Origin of the sequence: Streptomyces yangpuensis (genome assembly GCF_024666385.1) — a bacterium.
Taxonomy (GTDB): Bacteria; Actinomycetota; Actinomycetes; order Streptomycetales; family Streptomycetaceae; genus Streptomyces; species Streptomyces yangpuensis.
In genome coordinates this window covers 920,289-938,047 of record NZ_CP102514.1, presented here as the reverse complement: position 1 = coordinate 938,047, position 17,759 = coordinate 920,289, and the positions used below count along the sequence as shown (strand labels likewise).

At 74.1% G+C, this 17,759-nt stretch carries 11 protein-coding genes; 7 read left to right on the top strand and 4 right to left on the bottom strand.

Annotated features, from left to right (window positions below; all coding sequences use genetic code 11):
* The first annotated feature begins 2 nt into the window (after window positions 1-2).
* The 7 genes from NRK68_RS04350 to NRK68_RS04320 all read left to right on the top strand — a co-directional run bounded on the left by NRK68_RS04350 (window position 3) and on the right by NRK68_RS04320 (window position 13,892).
* Window positions 3-1,034: a winged helix DNA-binding domain-containing protein gene (locus tag NRK68_RS04350; protein ID WP_183068031.1), complete on the top strand. Its 1,032-nt coding sequence runs from the start codon at window positions 3-5 to the stop codon at window positions 1,032-1,034.
* Window positions 1,035-1,153: 119 nt separating this feature from the next.
* Window positions 1,154-2,431, top strand: coding sequence for an MFS transporter (locus NRK68_RS04345; RefSeq protein WP_183068030.1), 1,278 nt, complete (start codon window positions 1,154-1,156; stop codon window positions 2,429-2,431).
* Window positions 2,432-2,626: 195 nt separating this feature from the next.
* On the top strand, window positions 2,627-6,715 hold the full coding sequence (locus NRK68_RS04340; RefSeq protein WP_257855007.1) for a non-ribosomal peptide synthetase: 4,089 nt from the start codon (window positions 2,627-2,629) through the stop codon (window positions 6,713-6,715).
* A complete protein-coding gene (locus tag NRK68_RS04335; RefSeq protein ID WP_257855006.1) occupies window positions 6,708-10,064 on the top strand; it encodes a non-ribosomal peptide synthetase in 3,357 nt (1,118 codons plus the stop codon). The genes NRK68_RS04340 and NRK68_RS04335 overlap by 8 nt, the downstream gene beginning before the upstream one ends.
* Entirely contained in the window at window positions 10,064-11,470 is a 1,407-nt protein-coding gene (locus NRK68_RS04330; RefSeq protein WP_183068027.1) for a condensation domain-containing protein, read from the top strand. The genes NRK68_RS04335 and NRK68_RS04330 overlap by 1 nt, the downstream gene beginning before the upstream one ends.
* An 89-nt stretch (window positions 11,471-11,559) precedes the next feature.
* Entirely contained in the window at window positions 11,560-12,750 is a 1,191-nt protein-coding gene (locus NRK68_RS04325) for an acyl-CoA dehydrogenase family protein (protein WP_052757875.1), read from the top strand.
* On the top strand, window positions 12,747-13,892 hold the full coding sequence (locus NRK68_RS04320) for an acyl-CoA dehydrogenase family protein (protein WP_183068026.1): 1,146 nt from the start codon (window positions 12,747-12,749) through the stop codon (window positions 13,890-13,892). The genes NRK68_RS04325 and NRK68_RS04320 overlap by 4 nt, the downstream gene beginning before the upstream one ends.
* Before the next feature lie 85 nt (window positions 13,893-13,977).
* Here NRK68_RS04320 and NRK68_RS04315 read toward each other — a convergent pair whose 3' ends face one another.
* Genes NRK68_RS04315 through glyA form a run of 4 tightly spaced genes read right to left on the bottom strand, consistent with a single transcriptional unit; the run spans window position 13,978 to window position 17,739 of the window.
* A complete protein-coding gene (locus NRK68_RS04315; protein ID WP_046778006.1) occupies window positions 13,978-14,559 on the bottom strand; it encodes a GNAT family N-acetyltransferase in 582 nt (193 codons plus the stop codon).
* 26 nt (window positions 14,560-14,585) lie between these two features.
* A complete protein-coding gene (locus NRK68_RS04310) occupies window positions 14,586-15,656 on the bottom strand; it encodes a threonine aldolase family protein (protein WP_257855002.1) in 1,071 nt (356 codons plus the stop codon).
* Window positions 15,653-16,342, bottom strand: a complete 690-nt coding sequence (locus tag NRK68_RS04305; protein WP_183068025.1) for a DUF2461 family protein — start codon at window positions 16,340-16,342, stop codon at window positions 15,653-15,655. The genes NRK68_RS04310 and NRK68_RS04305 overlap by 4 nt, the downstream gene beginning before the upstream one ends.
* Window positions 16,339-17,739, bottom strand: coding sequence for a serine hydroxymethyltransferase (gene glyA, locus NRK68_RS04300; protein ID WP_257855000.1), 1,401 nt, complete (start codon window positions 17,737-17,739; stop codon window positions 16,339-16,341). The genes NRK68_RS04305 and glyA overlap by 4 nt, the downstream gene beginning before the upstream one ends.
* Between the last annotated feature and the right edge of the window lie 20 nt (window positions 17,740-17,759).

Here is a 17,759-nt window from a genome sequence, read left to right as displayed (position 1 = left end):
ACGTGGAACGACGTACGACCGAACGGCTGCTCAGGGCGCGCGCACAGGCGATCGGGGACGGGGTCCGGGAGGACTCCGTCGCCGCCGTCCTGGACCGGGTGCTGGCCGTCCAGGCCCAGGACCTGCCCGCGGCGGAGCTCGGGCTGCGGGTGCGGGCCCGCGGGCTGACACAGGAGGCGGTGCGCCGGGCCACCGACACCGAACGCACCGCCGTCCGCGGCTGGTTCATGCGCGGCACCCTCCAGCTGGTGCCCGCCGCCGACGCCCGCTGGCTGCTGGCCCTCTTCGGCCCCGTGCACCTGGCGCTCGCCGCACGGCGCCTGCGTGAACTGGGCCTGGACGAGGCCCTGTGCACCCGCTCGGAGCGGGTCATCACCGACGCGATCGCGGCGGAGGGCCCCCAGACCCGCGCCGGGCTCACGCGACGGCTCACCACCCTCGGCGTCGAGCCGAAGGGGCAGTCAGCCTTCCACCTCATCCGCCGAGCCGCCCTCGCCGGCCTCATCTGCCACGGACCGCAACGGGACGGCGAGGCCACCTTCGTCCTCCTCGACGACTGGCTCCCCGCCACCGGACCGCTCCCCTGCACCGGGGAAGCGGCCGTACGGGAACTCGCGCGGCGCTACCGCGCGGCCCACGGACCCGCCGACGCGGCGGACTTCGTCCACTGGTCGGGGCTGAAGACCACGACGGGCAGGAACGCCTGGGCCGCCGTACGGGACACCGGTCCCGAGGACCCGCCCGTCCCCGGAGAACCCGACGTACGGCTGCTGCCGGCCTACGACAACTACCTGGTCGGCTACCGCAGCCGGGACCTGTCGGTGCCCGCGGAGCACGAGCGCCGGGTGTGGCCCGGCGGCGGGCAGATCCGGGCCACCGTGCTGGTCGACGGCCTGGCCGTCGGCACCTGGTCCGGCGGCCGCCGCGGGGCGCCGGTCAAGGTCGAGCCCTTCCCCGGGAACGGGCCCTTCAGCCCCGCCGTGGCCGCCGGGATCGCCCGTGAGAGCGCCGACATCGCACGCTTCTCCACCTGAGCTCATCGCATGTCTACAAGCGGTCTATAGTCCCGGAATTCATAACCGGGGCCCAACCCGGGGTCCATAGCCTCAGTGCCGTCCGACAATTCCGTACCCAATCAGAAAAGGGCGTCGACATGGCACTCGGTCGGCATTCCGATTTCAATCGCCTGTGGTTCGGGCAGACCGTCAGCAACTTCGGCGACAAGATCTCCCTTCTGGCACTGCCGACCCTCGCGGTCGTGGTGCTGGACGGTGGAGCCTTGGAGGTCGGCGTGCTCGGCGCGCTGCGCTTCCTCCCCTTCCTGCTGCTCGCCCCGATCGCCGGGCTGGTGGCCGACCGGGTCTCCAGGCGCACCGTCATGATCGTCGCCGACCTGGGCCGTTTCCTGGCCCTGGCCACGATTCCGCTGGCGTTCGCGCTCGACTCCGTCACCATGACGCACATCTTCATCGTGGCCGGCATCACCGGCTGCCTCACGACCTTCTTCGAGGTCTCGTACCAGTCCTGGCTGCCCCAGCTCATCGGTACCGAGAACCTCATCGAGGGCAATACCAAGCTCCAGATCAGCCGCAGTGTCGCCGAGGCGGTCGGCGCGGGCGCCGGTGGCGCGCTCATCCAGCTGCTCGGCGCCGCACGCGCCATCACCGCCGACGCGTTCACCTTCCTCATCTCGCTCATCGCCCTGCTGGTCATCCGCCACCGGGACGTCCGCGAGCGGACCGAGGAGCGGAAGGCCTCCGCGAAGGCGGAGATGAAGGAGGGCATGAAGACCCTCTTCGGCAACCCGGTCCTGCGCGGCCTGTTCACCGCCAACGTCGTGGTCAACCTCGGTGCCGCGATGGGCGACGCCATCCTCATCGTCTACGCCTACAAGGAGCTGAACCTCAGCCCCGGCCAGGTCGGTGCGGCCTTCGCCGTCATGTCGGTCTTCGTCATCGTCGGCGCGGTCCTCTCCGAGGTCGTCTCCAAGAGCCTCTCGGTCGGCCGCCTCCTGGTGATCACCGCGGTCGTGCTCGGCGCCGGCTACATCCTGGTGCCGACGGGCGGCGCGGTCGGCGGCTTCGTCGGACTGATCGTGGTCCAGGCCATCATCGGCTTCGTCTCCCCGATGTTCGACATCCACGTCCTCAGCCTCGTGCAGGGTGTCACCCCGAATGAGCAGATGGGCCGCGTCAGCGGCACCGCGCTCTCCGCGGTGTACGGCGCCCTGTCCCTCGGCTACTTCGCCGGCGGCGCGCTCGGCGAGGCGATCGGCCTGACCGGCGGCCTCGCGGTGGCCGGTGCCGTCACCATCATCGGCGGTCTGACCCTCCTCACCGGCCCGGTCGCCAAGATCAAGGAAATGCCGGGCGGCGACGACACCGCCGAGGAGGGATCTCCGGCCTCGGACGAGGCCAAGGTCACCGCCTGACGGTCCGGTCCCACGGGAGCGGGTGCCCGCCCAGCGGCACCCGCTCCCGACACCCGCACCCGCGCCCGCACGGGCCCACCCGTACCCCGCAGCGCCCGCACGCCCGCACCCGCACTCCGCACCCGCACGCCCGCGCCGCCGTCCCGCGGCGCGCCCTGCCGTACTCCCTCTCCCGAAGACGCACGGAGGCTCAAGGTGAGCGAGTCCCTCGCCGAACGCATAGCCGCACTGCCGAAGTCCCGCAGGGCACTGTTCCAGGCCCTGACGGGCCGCACCGGCGGGCGCGCCGCCGTACGGGAGGACCCCGAGCCGGCACCCCGTGACCCCGCGGACCCGCCGGTGCTCTCCTTCGCACAGCGCCGGCTGTGGTTCATCGACCAGCTCCAGCCGGGCAGTCCCGCCTACAACGTGCCGGTGGCCACCCGCATCCGCGGCCCGCTCGACGTCCCCGCCCTGCACGCGGCGCTCCAGGACATCGTCGACCGCCACGAGGTCCTGCGCACCGTCTACACCTACCAGGAGGGCGCCACCGAGGCCCTGCCCCGGGTGGTGGACGGCTTCCGGCTGCCCCTGCCGCTGACCGAGCTGCCCGACGAGGAATCCGTCCGGCCGTTCTACGACGCGGACGCGGGCGCCCCCTTCGACCTGGCCGGCGCCGTCCCGCTGCGGGCCCGGCTCGGCCGCCTGGGCGCCGAGGACCACGTCCTCGTCCTCAACCTCCACCACATCGTCACCGACGGCTGGTCGATGCGGATCCTCTACACCGAACTGGAGCGCGCCTACGCCGCCCGGACCGGGGCCCCCGCCGAACCGAACGCCCCGCTCGCCCTGCAGTACGCCGACTTCGCGACCTGGCAGCGCCGCCGCGTCAGCGGCGACCGGCTGGACGGGCTCACCTCCTTCTGGCGGGAGGAGCTCGGCGGTGCCGCCCCCGTGGACCTGCCCACCGACCGGCCCCGGCCCCCCGTCTTCGGACACGCCGGAGCCTCCCGCTACATCGACCTGCCGCCCCGGCTCATCGCCCGGCTCAGGGAGTTCGGCAAGGCCGAGGGCGCCACCCTCTACATGACGATGCTGGCGGGCTTCGCCGCCACCCTGCGCCGCTGGACCGGCCAGGAGGACATCGTCGTCGGCACCTCCGTCTCCGGCCGCGACCACCCGGCCTTCAGCGAACTCATCGGCTTCTTCGTCAACACCCTGCCGCTGCGCATCAGAACCGGCGGCGACCCCGGCTTCGCCGAACTGGTCCGCGCCACCCGGCACACCACCCTCCAGGCGTACGCGCACCAGGAACTGCCCTTCGACCTGATCGTCGACACGCTCGGCCTGCCCCGGGACCCGAGCCGGCCGCCGCTCACCTCCGTGATGTTCCTCCTCGACGAGACCCCGGACACGGCGCCCGGCCTCGCGGGCCTGGCCACCGAGCCGATCGACTTCTCCTCGCACGCCACCAAGTACGACCTCATGATCAGCGTCCACGACACCGGCACCGCGGTCCGGGCCCTCGTGGAATACCCCACCGACCTGTTCGACGCCTCGACCGTGGACCGGCTCCTCGGTCACTTCCTCACCACCCTCGAAGGCGCCGTCGACCGCCCCGACACCCCGCTGTCGGCGCTGCCGCTGCTCACCGACACCGAGCGGCGCGCCGCCCTGGACGACTGGAACGCCACCCGCGCCCCCTTCCCCCAGGACGCCTGCCTGCACCACCTCTTCGAACAGCACGCCGACCGACGCCCCGACGCCCCCGCCGTGGTCCTCGGCGGACTCGGCGGCTGGAGCGTCACCTACCGGGAGCTGGAGGAGCGCGCCAACCGGCTCGCGCACCGGCTCGTCGAGGCCGGGGCCGGCCCCGACCGGACCGTGGCCCTGTGCCTGCGCCGCGGCCCCGGACTGGTCACCGCGATCCTCGCCGTCCTCAAGGCGGGCGGGGCCTACGTACCCCTCGACCCGGACTACCCCGCCGAACGCCTCGCCCTGCTGCTGAAGGACGCCGCGCCGCCCATCGTCGTCTCCGACGCCGAACTCATCGGCCGGCTGCCCGTCCCCGCCGGCACCGCCCGGGTGCTCCTGGACACCGACCGCGCCGCCCTCGCCGAGCTGCCCGCGACCCGGCCCGAGGTCCCCGTCACCGCCCGGGACCTCGCCTACGTCATCTTCACCTCGGGCTCCACCGGCACCCCCAAGGGCATCGCCCTGGAACACCGCGGCGTCGTCAACAACCTCCTCGACCTCAACCGCTCCTACGGCATCGGCCCCGGGGACCGCGTCCTCGCCCTGTCCTCGCCCAGCTTCGACATGAGCGTCTACGAAACCCTCGGCATCCTGGCCGCGGGCGGCACGCTCGTCCTGCCCGACCCCGCCGCCGCCAAGGACCCGGCCCACTGGGCCGACCTCGCCGAACGGCACGGCGTCACCGTCTGGAACTCCGCCCCCGCCCTCCTCGGCCTCCTCGTCGACCAGCTCGAACACGCCGGCGGCCCGCGACTGCCGAAGCTGCGCACCGCGTTCCTCGGCGGCGACTGGATCCCCGTCACCCAGCCCGACCGGATCCGCGCCTTCGCGCCGGAGCTGTCCTTCGCGGCACTCGGCGGGGCGACCGAGGCCTCCATCCACTCGGTGGAGCACCGGGTCGGCCGGGTCGACCCGCAGTGGACGAAGCTCCCGTACGGGCGCCCCATGGCCAACCAGCACACCTACATCCTCGACCCGCACGACCGCCTCGTCCCCGTCGGCGTACCCGGCGAACTCCACCTCGGCGGCGTCGGACTGGCCCGCGGCTACCTGAACCGGCCCGAGCTCACCGAGGAGAAGTTCGTCCACGTCGAGCTCGAACCCGGCCGCACCGAACGCCTCTACCGCACCGGCGACCTGGCCCGCTACGGCACGGACGGCACCATCGAACTCCTCGGCCGCACCGACTTCCGGATCAAGCTCAACGGGCTCCGCATAGAACCGGGCGAGGTGGAGAGCGCGCTGCGCGACCGCCCCGGCGTCCGCGAGGCCGTCGTCGCCGCCCGCCGGACCGCCGCCGGCTCCGACCGCCTCGTCGGCTACGTCGTCCCCGAGGACGGCGCCGACCTCGACACCGCCGCCCTGCGGACCGCGCTCGGCGCGGTCCTGCCCCCGCACTGCGTGCCCGCGGAACTGGTCCTGCTGGAACGGCTGCCGCTGAGCCCCAACGGCAAGGTGGACCGGGGCGCCCTGCCCGACCCGCGCCCCGCCGCCCCGGCCCCGGACCGGCCCGCCGCCGTCGCACCGGCCGGCGCGGACCCCGTCGCCCTGCGGATCGCCGCCGTCTGGGCCGAGGTCCTCGGCGTGGCCGAAGTGGCTCCCGACGCAGACTTCTTCGCCCTCGGCGGGGACTCCTTCGCCGCCGTGCGCGCCGTCCGGGCCGTCGCCGCCGCGCTGCCGGACGGCGGGGCCGCCGCCCTGCGCGTCGTCGACCTCTTCAGCAACCCGACCCCGGCCGGCCTCGCCGCCCGCAGCGCCGAACTCGGCGGCAGCGGGGCGCAGGCGCACCGCCTGCTGCACCGGCTCACCCCCGAACGCCCCGCCGGCACCACCGCCCTGACCCTGGTCTGCTTCCCGCACGGCGGCGGCGATGCCATCGCCTACCAGCCCCTCGCGGCCCAGCTCCCGCCGCACATCGAGCTCCTGGCCGTCTCCCCGCCCGGACACGACCCGCTGCGCCCCGGCCCGATGCTGCCCGTTCCCGACTTCGCCGAACTCGCCGCCCAGGAGATCGCCCGCACCGTGCGGGGCCCGTACGCGGTCTACGGCCACTGCGCCGGAGTCGTCACCGCGCTGGAGACCACCCACGTCCTCGAACGGCTGGGACAGCGGCCGATCGCCCTGGACCTCGCCGCCGCCCTCCCCGAGGAGGACCCCGAGTACGCCCTGGAGATGGAGCGGGTCTCCGGCGACGACGACCTCGTCGCCTACCTGACCACCATGGACGGCTTCGACGGCGTCCTCGACGACCGCGACCTCACCGCCGTCCTGCGGATGGTCCGCCACGACATGACCGAGGCCGCCCGCTTCTTCGCCCGGACCCCCGGCGGCTACGAACAACCCCTGACCACCCCGCTCACCTGCATCATCGGCGACGCCGACGACGCCACCGAGGGCTACGAGGACGGCTACCGCGCCTGGGGCCGGTACGCCGCCGACGTGTCGCTCGCCGTGATCCCCGGTGGCCGCCACTACTTCGCCAAGCACCTGCCCGACCGGCTCGCCGCCCTGCTCGCAGACCTGCACCGCAACGGAGGAAACCATGTCTGATCTCGCCGAACGGCTCGGCCGCCTGCCCCAGGGACAGCGCTCCCGGCTGCTGGGCAGGATGCGCAACCAGATGACGGCCGGCGTGGGCCGCCGCGTCGAGCTCAAGCGTGCCGACCACGGACCGCGTTCCCGCTCCTCCTTCCAGCAGGAGCAGATGTGGTTCGTCGACAAGCTCGGCGCCGGCAAGGCCCGCAACAACATAGCCCTGTCCATAGCCCTCTCCGGTCCCCTGGACCGGGCCGCCCTGCACGAGGCCCTCAACGCCGTCGTCGCCCGCCACCAGGTGCTCCACAGCAAACTCGTCGAGATCGACGGCGTCCCCTGGCAGGAGCCCGTCCCCTCCTTCGTGCTCGGCATCCAGAGCACCGACCTGTCGGGCAGCGAGGACGCCGACCGCGAACTCGCCGAGCTCACCGCGGCCACCGCCGCCGCCCCCTTCGACCTGGCCGCCGCCCCGCCCGTGCGCGCCCACCTCGTGCGCCTCACCGCGGACCGGCACGTCCTGCTCTGGGTCGTCCACCACATCGCCTGGGACCCCGGCTCGACCCGGATCTTCACAGAGGAACTGACCAGCAGCTATGCCGCGGCCGCCGCGGGCAGGCGCCCCGAGGCGCCGAGACTCGCCGTCGAGTACGCCGACTTCGCGGCCTGGCAGCGGGCCAAGCTGGAGAACGACGAGCACGGCCGGGCACTCGCCGCCAAGTGGCGCCAGATCCTCGCCGGCGCCGTCGCCACCGAGGTCATGCCCGACCACCCGCGCGGCCCCGAGACCAAGGGCGACGGCCGCGGCCTGAAACTGACCCTCGACCAGAAGCTGCTGGACCGGCTCACCGAACTCTCCGACGCGAGCAGCACCACCGTCTTCACCACGCTGCTGGCCGCCTTCAACGCCCTGCTGCGGCACTGGACCCGGACCGAGGACGTCGTCGTCGGCACCGCCAGCGCCTCCCGCCCGCACCCCGACCTGGAACAGGTCATCGGCTGCTTCGTCCAGATGATCACCCTGCGGACCGAGGTCACCGACGGGCTGACCTTCCGCGAGCTCGTCACGCGCACCGCCGCCTCCGTGATGGACTCCTTCACCAGCAGCGAGCTGCCCTTCGAGCAGGTCGTGGAGGCCGTCCGGCCGGTCCGCGACCCGCTGCGCCACCCGCTGTTCCAGATCGAGTTCACCTCGCTGGGCCGCTGGGGCACCCACCGCGCGCAGGCCGCGGACGTCGAGTTCACCATGGACCAACTGCACGACGGCGCGGCCAAGTTCGACATGAGCTTCCTCGTCGGCGAGAACGACGGCCTGGAACTCTCCCTCGAATACAACACCTCCCTCTACCGGCACGGCACGGCCAGTGCCCTCCTCACCGCCTTCCGGCAGGTCCTGGAGCAGGTCGCCGAGAACCCCGACCTCAAGGTCGGCGACATCAGCCTGGTCGAGGAGCCCGCCGCCTCCCGGCACGCCCGCGAGCTGTCCCGCGGCGGCCCCGTCGACGAGGCCGCCTGGACCACCACCCTCGACCGCGCCTTCCGGGAGCGCGCCACCATCCACCCCGACGCGACCGCCGTCCGCTGCGGCACCACGCGGCTGGACTACGCGGCGCTCGACCGCTGGTCCGAGGCCATCGCCCACCGGCTGCGCGACCGCGGCGTCGGACACGGCGACCCGGTCGCCGTGTGCGTGGCCCGCGGCCCGGCCGCCGTCGCCGGCGTCCTCGGCGTCCTCAAGGCGGGCGCCCACTACATACCGGTCGACCCGGCCGCCCCGGCCGAGCGGACCCGTACCGTCCTGGCCGACGCCAAGGTCCGCCACGCGCTCGTCGACGAGAACGCGGAACTTCCCGTACCGCTGGAACTCGTGAACACCGGGACGGCGGCACCCGTCCGCGAGGTCCCCTCCCTCGCCCTCAGCTCCACCCCCGCCGATCTCGCCTACGTGCTCTACACCTCCGGCAGCAGCGGAACCCCGAAGGGGGTCATGATCGAGCACCGCTCGGTCACCCACTTCTCCCGCACCATCGCCAAGGCCTACGAGATCAAGGCCGAGGACCGGGTCCTGCAGTTCGCGCCCCTCACCTTCGACGTCTCCGTCTTCGAGATCTTCACCACGCTGCTCGCGGGCGGCTCGCTCGTCATCGCCACCGACGAGGAACGCCGCGACCCCGCCCTGCTCCAGGCCCGGATGCGCGAGGACGCGGTGACCGTCGCCGAACTCCCGCCCGCACTCCTGCCGCTGCTCGACCAGGCGGCCCTGCCGGACCTCCGCCTGGTCTCGGTGGGCGGCGAGGCCTTCCCCGGCCGGCTCGTCGCCGAATGGACCGCGGGGGAGCGCCGCTTCGTCAACGGCTACGGCCCGACCGAGGCCACCGTCGCCGTGACGCTGATGGACTGCACCGGCAGCTACGACCGCAACCCGCCCATCGGCCGCCCCATGCCGGGCCACCAGGCCTTCGTGCTCGACGAGCGGCTCCGCCCGGTCCCGCCCGGCGTCCCCGGCGAACTGTGCGTGGCCGGCCCCGGCGTGGCCCGCGGCTACCTGGGCCGCCCCGACCTCACCGCCGAACGCTTCGCGGACAACCCGTACGCCGACGGCCCCGAGACCGCACGCCTCTACCGCACCGGTGACCTGGTCCGCTGGCTGCCCGGCGGGAACCTCGACTTCCTCGGCCGCACCGACCGCCAGCTCAAGGTGCGCGGCCACCGCATCGAGCCCGGCGAGGTCGAGGCCGTGCTGACCGGGCACCCCTCCGTGCAGCAGGCCGTCGTGGTGGCCCAGCCCGCCGCGGGCGGCGAGCGCATGCTGGCCGCCTACGTCACCGTCGAACAGGTCGGCTCCTACGCCTCCGAGGTCGCCGACGCCGAGGGCCTGCGCGCCTACGCCGCCGGCCGGCTCCCCGGCTACATGGTCCCGGTCGTCGTCGTCCTCGACGAGCTGCCGCTGACCCCGCACGGCAAGGTCGACACCGCAGCCCTGCCGCTGCCCACCGAGCAGTCGGCCCAGGGCGGGACCCCGCCGCGCGACGCCGTCGAGGAACAGATCTGCCGCGACATCCTCACCCCGCTCCTGGAATGGCAGAACCCGGACGTGGAGGGCGACTTCTTCGCCCTGGGCGGCAGCTCCCTGCAGGCCACCATCGTCGTCTCCCGGGTCCGGGCCCTCTTCGGCATCGACATCGCCCTCGCCGACTTCTTCGGCCGTCCCACCGTCGCGGGCCTCGCCGAACTGGTCCGCACCGCGAAGGCCGAGGCCGCCGGCGAGCAGGACCGGCTGCTCGCGGTCTTCGAGCAGATCGAGAACATGAGCGACGAAGAGGCCGCCGCCCTCCTCGGCTCCCTCCAGCAGCCGGAGGGGCCCTGATGGCCGGTCCGGCCGGGCTGGAGGGAGCACTCGCCGCGCTCCCCGAGGCCAAGCGCGAGCTCGCCCGCCTGATGCTGGCCGCCCGGCGGCCCGTACCCGCACACCCGGCCCCGCGCTCCGGCGCGGGGCCGGTCCCCCCGACCGCCCTGCAGACCCGGCTGTGGCGCCGGGAACGCACCCACCCGGCCGTCGCCACCGGCTCGCACGCGCTCCGGCTGACCGGCCCCCTCGACCCGCGGCGGCTCGACCGGGCCCTCACCGGGGTGCTGCGCCGGCACGAGGCCCTGCGCACCCGGCTGGTCCGCTCCACCGCGGACCAGCCCCGGCTGCACGTGGACGAGGAACCGGTGCTGCGGCTCACCCGGGCCGACCTGACGGGTTTCACGGCGCAGGCCGTGGCCGAGCGGACCGCCCTGCAGCTCACCGAGAGCGCCTCCACCGTCCTGGACCTGGAGACCGGCCGCACCAGCGCGTTCCGGCTGCTGCGGACCGCCCCCGACGAGCACGTCCTGATTCTCGCCTCCCACCTCGCGGTCTTCGACGGCTGGTCCTCCGGGGTCTTCCTCGCGGACCTCGCCGCCGGCTACCGCGAGGGCCCCGATGCGCTCACCCCGCCCGAACTCCAGTTCCCCGACTACGCCGACTGGCAGCACCGCTGGCTCGCCGGACCGGACGGCACCGCCGAACTCGCCCGCCGCCGGGCGGTGTTCGCGGCCGACCCGCCCGCACCCCGGGCTCGCGGCGGTTTCGAGCGCGGACACCTGCCCGTACGGCTCGCCCGCGGTCCCGTCGACGCCGGCCTGGAACTGGGCGCGGCAGAGGGGGCCACCCCCTTCATGACCCTGCTCGCCGCGCTCGCCGTGGTGCTCGCCCGCAGGGACGGCCGTACCTCCGTGGTGATCGGCACCCCGGCCGCCGGCCGGTTCGCCGCACCGCTGGAAGGAGCCGTCGGGCAGTACACCACCGTCGTGCCGATCCGGCTCGACCTCGCGGGCGGCCCGGCCTTCCGCGAACTCCTGCACCGCACCCGCACCGCGGTGGCCGACGCCCTGGCCCACCAGCGGCTGCCCGTGGACGTGCTGTTCGGCGACGGCACGCCCCCGCCGTACAACGTCCTGTTCGCCCTCCACAACTACCCGGCCGTACCGCTGGACCTGCCCGGCATCGAGGTCGGCCAGCTGCCCGGCCCGCCCGCCCGCCACCTGGAGCTCTACAGCCCGGACCCGGCCGCCGCCCTGGCCTGCGTGGGCCTGGTGGAGCGGGACGGCGAGATCGGCGGCACCGCCGAGTACAACCGGCACGCGGCCACGCCCGAGGACGTGCGCGGCCTGCTCACCGGGATCGAGGAGGTGCTGGACCGGGCCGTCGCCGCGCCCGGGTCCCCGCTCGTCACCGCCCGGCACTGAGCGGGGGCCGGGGCCGTCCGCGCCCCGGCCCCCGCCCCGATCCCCACCGGACCCACCCGGACCCACCAGACCCGCCTAGGGAGTTGCCCGTGCTCACCACCGAGTTCTACCGCGCGCCCGCGGACTGCGGGCTCGTACGGAGCGGGGCCGACGTGCCCCGCACCCCCATGCGGGCCCTGCGCGAGGACATCCACGACATCCTGGTGTCCGCCCCCGTCGCCGAGGCCCGGCGCACCCGCGACCCCCGGCCCATCCACCGGGCCCTGGGCGAGCACGGCCTGCTCGCGCCCCAGTGGCCCGAGGAGTACGGAGGCCGCGGCGTCAGCCAGGTCGCGGCCGCCGTGCTGGTCGAGGAACTCGCCATGCACGACGTCCCCGACCTGCTGCACACCCTCACCGTGCAGATCGTCGGCTCCACCCTGCTCAACGTCGCGAGCCCGCAGATGAAGGCACGCCACCTGCCCGGCTTCGCCGCGGGCACCTCCTTCGGCTGCGTGCTCTTCAGCGAACCGCAGGCCGGATCCGACCTCAACATCCTCTCCACCCGCGCCGTCTCCGACGGCAAGGGCGGCTACAAGCTCTACGGCACCAAGGTCCACTCGCTCTTCGCCCGCTTCGCGGACTACGGCCTGTGCCTGGCCCGCGGCGAGGACGACGCCTTCAGCCTCTTCCTCGTGCCCCTGGCCCAGCCCGGCGTCACGATCCGGCAGATCCCGGGCATCGGCGACGACGCCTTCCACGAGGTCGCCCTCGACGGCGTGGCCGTCACCGCCGACGACGTCGTCGGCACGATCGGACAGGGCTGGGCGATCGTCGTCAAAACCCTGGCCTTCGAACGCACCGGCCTCGACTACTACGTCAAGGCGCTGCGCTGGTACCGGGCCGCCGTCGAACGGCTGGAGGCCCACACCGACCGGCTGGAAGCCGGCCAGCACGACCAGATCGGCCTGGCCAAGCTGAACGCCCGGCTGCTCGCGGCAGGCACCCTGGTCCGCCGTGTCCTCACCCGCCTCGACCGGGGCGAGCTCAACGAGGACGAGGCCGCCGCCGCGAAGTGGTACACCACCGAACTCGCCGCGGAGGTGGCCTGGTGGGCCGCCGAACTCGACGGTGACACGAGCATGACCCTCGACGACCCGGAGGTCGACGGGGTGGCACACCCACTGGATTCGGCGATGCGTGAGGCCCCGGGGATGCGGATATCCGGCGGCACCGCCGAAATGATGCTGGAGACGCTGGCCCGGCTGCGTCTCGACTCAGGGGCGGAGGTACGGCCATGACGACCCAGGCGGTCAACGGGAGCGGTACGCAGGGGGCAGCCGGCGAGGCGCCCGAGCGGTGGCGGGAGAGGGAGGACGAGGACTCGCTCTTCCGGCAGCTCCGGCTCACCGTGCGGCAGGGCCTGGAGGTCGACGGGGACACCCCCGCCGGCGCCTGGGAGGCGCTGACCCAGGTCGGAGCCTGGGAGTTCGCCCTCCCCATCGAGAAGGAGGGCCTCGACCTCGGCCAGGCCGTCCTCGCCATGGTCTGCGAGGAGGCCGGCAACGCGATGCAGCCCGTCCCGCTCGCCGACACCCTCCTCGCGCTCGACGTGCTCTCAGCCCTCGGCCCCCTCGCCCCCGAGGGCACCGACGACCTGCTGGACCGGGTGCGCGCCGGGGAGCTCCAGCTCGCCGTCCCGGGCCGGCTGCCCGATCCGCGCGGCGCCGTACCGCCCGGCATCGCCTGGAAACCGGACGGCGACGGCGCCGGCGTGGTCCTCACCGGCACCGGAGGCCCGTTCGCCGCCGGCGTCGGGCCGGACGCCCTGCTGGTCCTGGCGAGCGGTCCCGACGGCCCCTGCGTCGCCCTCGTGGACCTGCCCGCGCCGGGCGTCACCGTACGCCCGCTGCGCGACCACGGCGGGGGAGCGGTCGCCGGAGCCGTCTTCGACGAGGCACGGATCCCGGGCGGTTCGGTACTGCTGCGGGGACTCGCCGCCGAACAGGCCCTGGCCCGCGTCGGCCTGCGTGCCGCCGTCCACCAGGCCTCCCTGCTGGCCGGCATCACCGCGGCCGCCCTGACCGCGGTCGTCTCCCGGATCCGCGGCCGCCAGCAGTTCGGCCAGGCCCTGGTCAAGCACCAGGGCCCCCGGCTGCGGGTGGCCGGGCTCCTGGCCCGGCTCGACGCCGTGCGCTGGGCCGTCGGCGACGCCGCCCGAGACCTCGACGAGGGCCGGCTCACCGCGGGGGAGGCCGCCGGGCTCATCGCCCTCACGGCGGAGACCACCCTCGACGTGACACGTGACGCGGTGCACCTGCACGGCGCCTCCGGGCTGGTACGGGACGGCCTGGTGGCCGGCTGCTACCGGCGCGCGGCGTGGGAGGCACTGCGCTGCGGACGTCCCACCCAGCTGTGGGACACCGCGGCGCACACCCCCTGACCCGGCCCCACGAGGCCCCCGCCCGCACGAGGAAGGGGCCCCCGCACTGCGGGAGCCCCTTCCCCGGATACCGGCGGCCCGGCCGTCAGACCAGGTCGCGGCGCATGATCCAACGGTGCCGCTTGTCGCTCTTCGCCTCGGTCCGCCGGAGCCGGCGGAAGCCGGCCCGCTCGAACATGTCCATCGTCCCGACATAGGCGAGGGTCGGGTTCACCCGGCCGCCCTCGGGGTCCACCGGGTAACCCTCCACGGCGGGCGCGCCGTTCGCCCGCGCGTGCTCGACGGCACCCTCCAGCAGACCCGAGGCGACCCCCTTGCCGCGGAACTCCTTGCGCACGACGAAACAGGTCACCGACCACACGGGCACGTCGTCCACCGGGGTGATCGTCTTCGAGGACGTGAGCCGGTCGAGCTGGCGGCGCGGGGCCACGTTGCACCAGCCGGCCACGTCGCCGTCCAGGAACCCGAGCACCCCCGGCGGCGGATCGGCCTTCTCGGTGAGGTTGCGCAGGTGCTCGCCCCGCTCCTGCGCGGTCATCCGCCCGTAGTCACCGGTGCTCAGCCGCCACGCCATGCACCAGCACGTGTGCGCGCTCTGCTTCGGCTGGAGCACCTTGCGGACGTCGTCCCACAGATCCGCCGTGGCGGGCCGGACTTCTAAACTCATGTTGCTACTTCGCTCTCTTCCGCTTCTTACGGGCGTCCCGCGGGCGCGTTCCTGCGCGCCCCGGCGACGACATCGGTCATCACGGCGGTCAGCACCTCGAGGGCGCGCCGACACACCTTGTCTCCTGCGTCCAGATGGGTGACCAGCCGGACGGTCTCCGGGTCCGGCGCGGTCACCAGCACTCCTTCCTGCGCGGCCCGTGAAACGACCTCGTCGGCGCCCGGCACCCCGACGAGGACGATGTTGGTCTCGGGCGGGCGCACGGGGAAGCCCGCGTCCCGCAGCCCCGCCGCCAGCAGCCCGGCGTGGTCGTGGTCCTCGGCGATCCGCTCCACGTGGTGGTCCAGGGCGTACAGCCCCGCAGCGGCCAGGATGCCCGACTGCCGCATGCCGCCGCCCAGGCCGTGCCGCAGCTTCCGCGCCCTGGGCAGGTGTTCGGACCGCAGCAGGAGCACCGAACCGACCGGCGCGCCCAGCCCCTTCGACAGGCACACGGACAGCGAGTCCGCCGTCTCCCCGTACTGGGCCGCCGAGGTCCCGGTCGCGGCCATCGCGTTCCAGATCCGGGCGCCGTCCATGTGCACGGCCACGCCCGCGCCGGCCGTCAGCTCGCGCACCGCGCGCAGCGTCGCCAGCGGGTGCACCGTACCGCCGGCCCGGGTGTGGGTCTGCTCCACCTCCACCGCGCGGGTGCCCAGCGTGTAGGCGTTCCCCCGCCGGACCACCCCGGCCAGCAGCTCCGGGGTGACCATCCCGCGCTCCGCCGCGACGGTACGGGTCTGGATTCCGCCGTAGCGGGCCGGGGAGGCCTCCTCGTGGGCCAGGACGTGCGCCTCCGCGTCGCACACCAGCTCCTCGCCCGGCGCGAGGAGGAGCTGCAGCGCGATCTGGTTGGCCATCACCCCGGACGGGGTGAACAGGGCCGCGGGGAAACCGAAGAGCCCGGCGAGACGCTCCTCCAGGGCGCGCACGGTCGGATCCTCCCCGAAGAGGTCGTCGCCGACCTCCGCGCCGGCCATCGCGGCCCGCATCCCGGGACCCGGCCGGGTCACCGTGTCGCTGCGCAGATCGGCGATGCCGGAACCACCTGTGGTCATGACGGGTCGTCAACTCCTCGTTCGCGGGGCTTCGGGGTCAGTTCGCGCGCCGCCATCCAGTCCAGCAGCGGCCGTACCAGCAGCCAGGTCTCCCGGACGAACTCCCCGGCGCGCGCCGTGTGCAGGCCCGCGGCCGGACCCTGGCGGCGCCCCGCGTCGATCTTGCGGTGGCGCAGCAGGTCCAGCCGCGGGTGGTCCGCCGGTACCCCCCGGGGCCGGGACCTGAGCCGGTCCCCGCCGAGGACGAAGCCCTGCTCCGCCAGCCGGCCGGTGATCGCCGCCAGCTCCGTGCCGCCGTCCTCCTCCTCGACGGCGGCACGGTAGCGGGTGACCTCGGCCCCGGCGTACGGATACCAGCGGCCCGAGGCGTACAGCCCGTCCCGGTCCAGGTGCACCCACAGGCCCAGGCAGGGCAGCAGGTCCAGGTAGGCGCCCTGATAGGTCTTGTACGGGGACTTGTCGTGGGACATCCGGGTGTCCCGTACCGGGCCGAGCACCTGCACGGCGCCCGGCCCGGCCCACTCCTCGAAGAACGTGCCCAGGTCAGCGGCCAGCTCGTCCATCGGCGCACGCACATCGCGCTCGTACCGCTCGCGGTGGCGCAGCCGCCACGCCTCCTTGCTGTTGTCGGCCGCGAGGTCCTCGTACAGGCGCAGTGCCGAGGGCGGGAAGCCGCTGAAGGTCACGTCAGGTACCCCGGCAGGGGGTGGGCGGCGCACAGCTCGGAGACCCGGGTGCGGACCCGGTCGCGCAGTGCCTCCGGCAGCACGCCGCCGGTGGCGGCGAGCGCCGTCAGGACGTCCGCGACCAGGTCCGCGCACTCCGCGGCGACCGTACGGTCCATCCCGCGCGCGGCCAGCGTGTTGGTGCCCAGCCGCAGGCCGCCCGTCACCCGGACCCCGGTGGTGTCCCCGGGGACGCGGTTGCGGTTGACGACGATCCCGCAGGACTCCAGGGCCTCCTCCGCCACGTCCCCGGTGACGCCGGTGCCGCGCAGGTCGAGCAGCACCATGTGGGTGTCCGTACCGCCCGTGACCAGCCGGAAGCCCCGGTCCAGGAGCCGCTCCGCGATCGCCTGCGCGCCGTCGGCCAGCCGCTTGGCGACCTCCGCGAAGTCCGGGCTCGCCACGAAGTCCAGCGCGCGCGCCTTGGCCGCCACGGACGCCAGGTCGGGGGTGCCCTGGGTGAACGGGAACACCGCTCGGCGCAGGGTAGCGGCCAGGGTGCCGCGGTCCGGACCGGCCCTGCGGGCATCGCGGCCCAGCAGGATCAGCCCGCCCCGCGGACCGTACAGCTGCTTGTAGGTGCTGGTGGTGGTCACGTGGGCGTGGTCGACGGGGCTCTGGTGGAGGCCGGCCGCGACCAGTCCCGCGATGTGCGAGATGTCGGCCAGGAGGTAGGCGTTGGCCTCGTCGGCGATCTCCCGGAACCGCGCGAAGTCGATGCTGCGGGGGTAGGCGCTCGCCCCGCACACGATCAGCTTCGGCCGGTGCTCCAGCGCCAGTTCGCGGATCTGGTCGTAGTCGAGCAGCCCCTCCGGCGTCACCCGGTAGCCGTGGGCGCGGTAGTACCGGCCGGTCACCGAGGCGGGGGAGCCGTGGGTGAGGTGGCCGCCGCAGTCCAGGTCGAGACCGAGCAGGGAGTCGCCGGGACTCAGCAGCGCCGTGATCACGGCGAGGTTCGCGGAGGACCCGGAGTGCGGCTGCACGATCGCGTCCTGCGCCCCGAAGGCCGCGCACGCCCGCTCGATCGCGAGCCGCTCGATCTCGTCGGCGACGCCGCAGCCCGCGTGGTAGCGGTTGCCCGGATACCCCTCGGCGGTCAGGTTCCCGAGCGCGCTGCCCTCGCAGGCCAGCACGGACGGGTCCGCGACGCTGGACGCCGCGACCATCATCAGGGTGTCGCGCTGGCGCGCCGACTCCCGGGCCAGCAGCTCGTACAGGACGGAATCGCGTTCTCTCAGCCGGGTGTTGGCGTGCGCGGCGAAATCGACCAGGTCCGGGGCGGGCGCCGCGGGCGCGGCGCCCCGGAGACCGTCCTCGTCCAGCGGATCGGTGACGGGCGCGGGCAGGGTGAGGCTCATGACTGTCCCCTCTCGGAATC

What these genes read in the sequence shown, in the direction of transcription:
- NRK68_RS04345 (WP_183068030.1), top strand. Translation starts at nt 1,154, where the DNA reads ATGGCACTCGGTCGGCATTCCGATTTCAATCGCCTGTGGTTCGGGCAG.
- NRK68_RS04335 (WP_257855006.1), top strand. Translation starts at nt 6,708, where the DNA reads ATGTCTGATCTCGCCGAACGGCTCGGCCGCCTGCCCCAGGGACAGCGC.
- glyA (WP_257855000.1), bottom strand. Translation starts at nt 17,739, where the DNA reads ATGAGCCTCACCCTGCCCGCGCCCGTCACCGATCCGCTGGACGAGGAC.
- NRK68_RS04330 (WP_183068027.1), top strand. Translation starts at nt 10,064, where the DNA reads ATGGCCGGTCCGGCCGGGCTGGAGGGAGCACTCGCCGCGCTCCCCGAG.
- NRK68_RS04310 (WP_257855002.1), bottom strand. Translation starts at nt 15,656, where the DNA reads ATGACCACAGGTGGTTCCGGCATCGCCGATCTGCGCAGCGACACGGTG.
- NRK68_RS04315 (WP_046778006.1), bottom strand. Translation starts at nt 14,559, where the DNA reads ATGAGTTTAGAAGTCCGGCCCGCCACGGCGGATCTGTGGGACGACGTC.
- NRK68_RS04320 (WP_183068026.1), top strand. Translation starts at nt 12,747, where the DNA reads ATGACGACCCAGGCGGTCAACGGGAGCGGTACGCAGGGGGCAGCCGGC.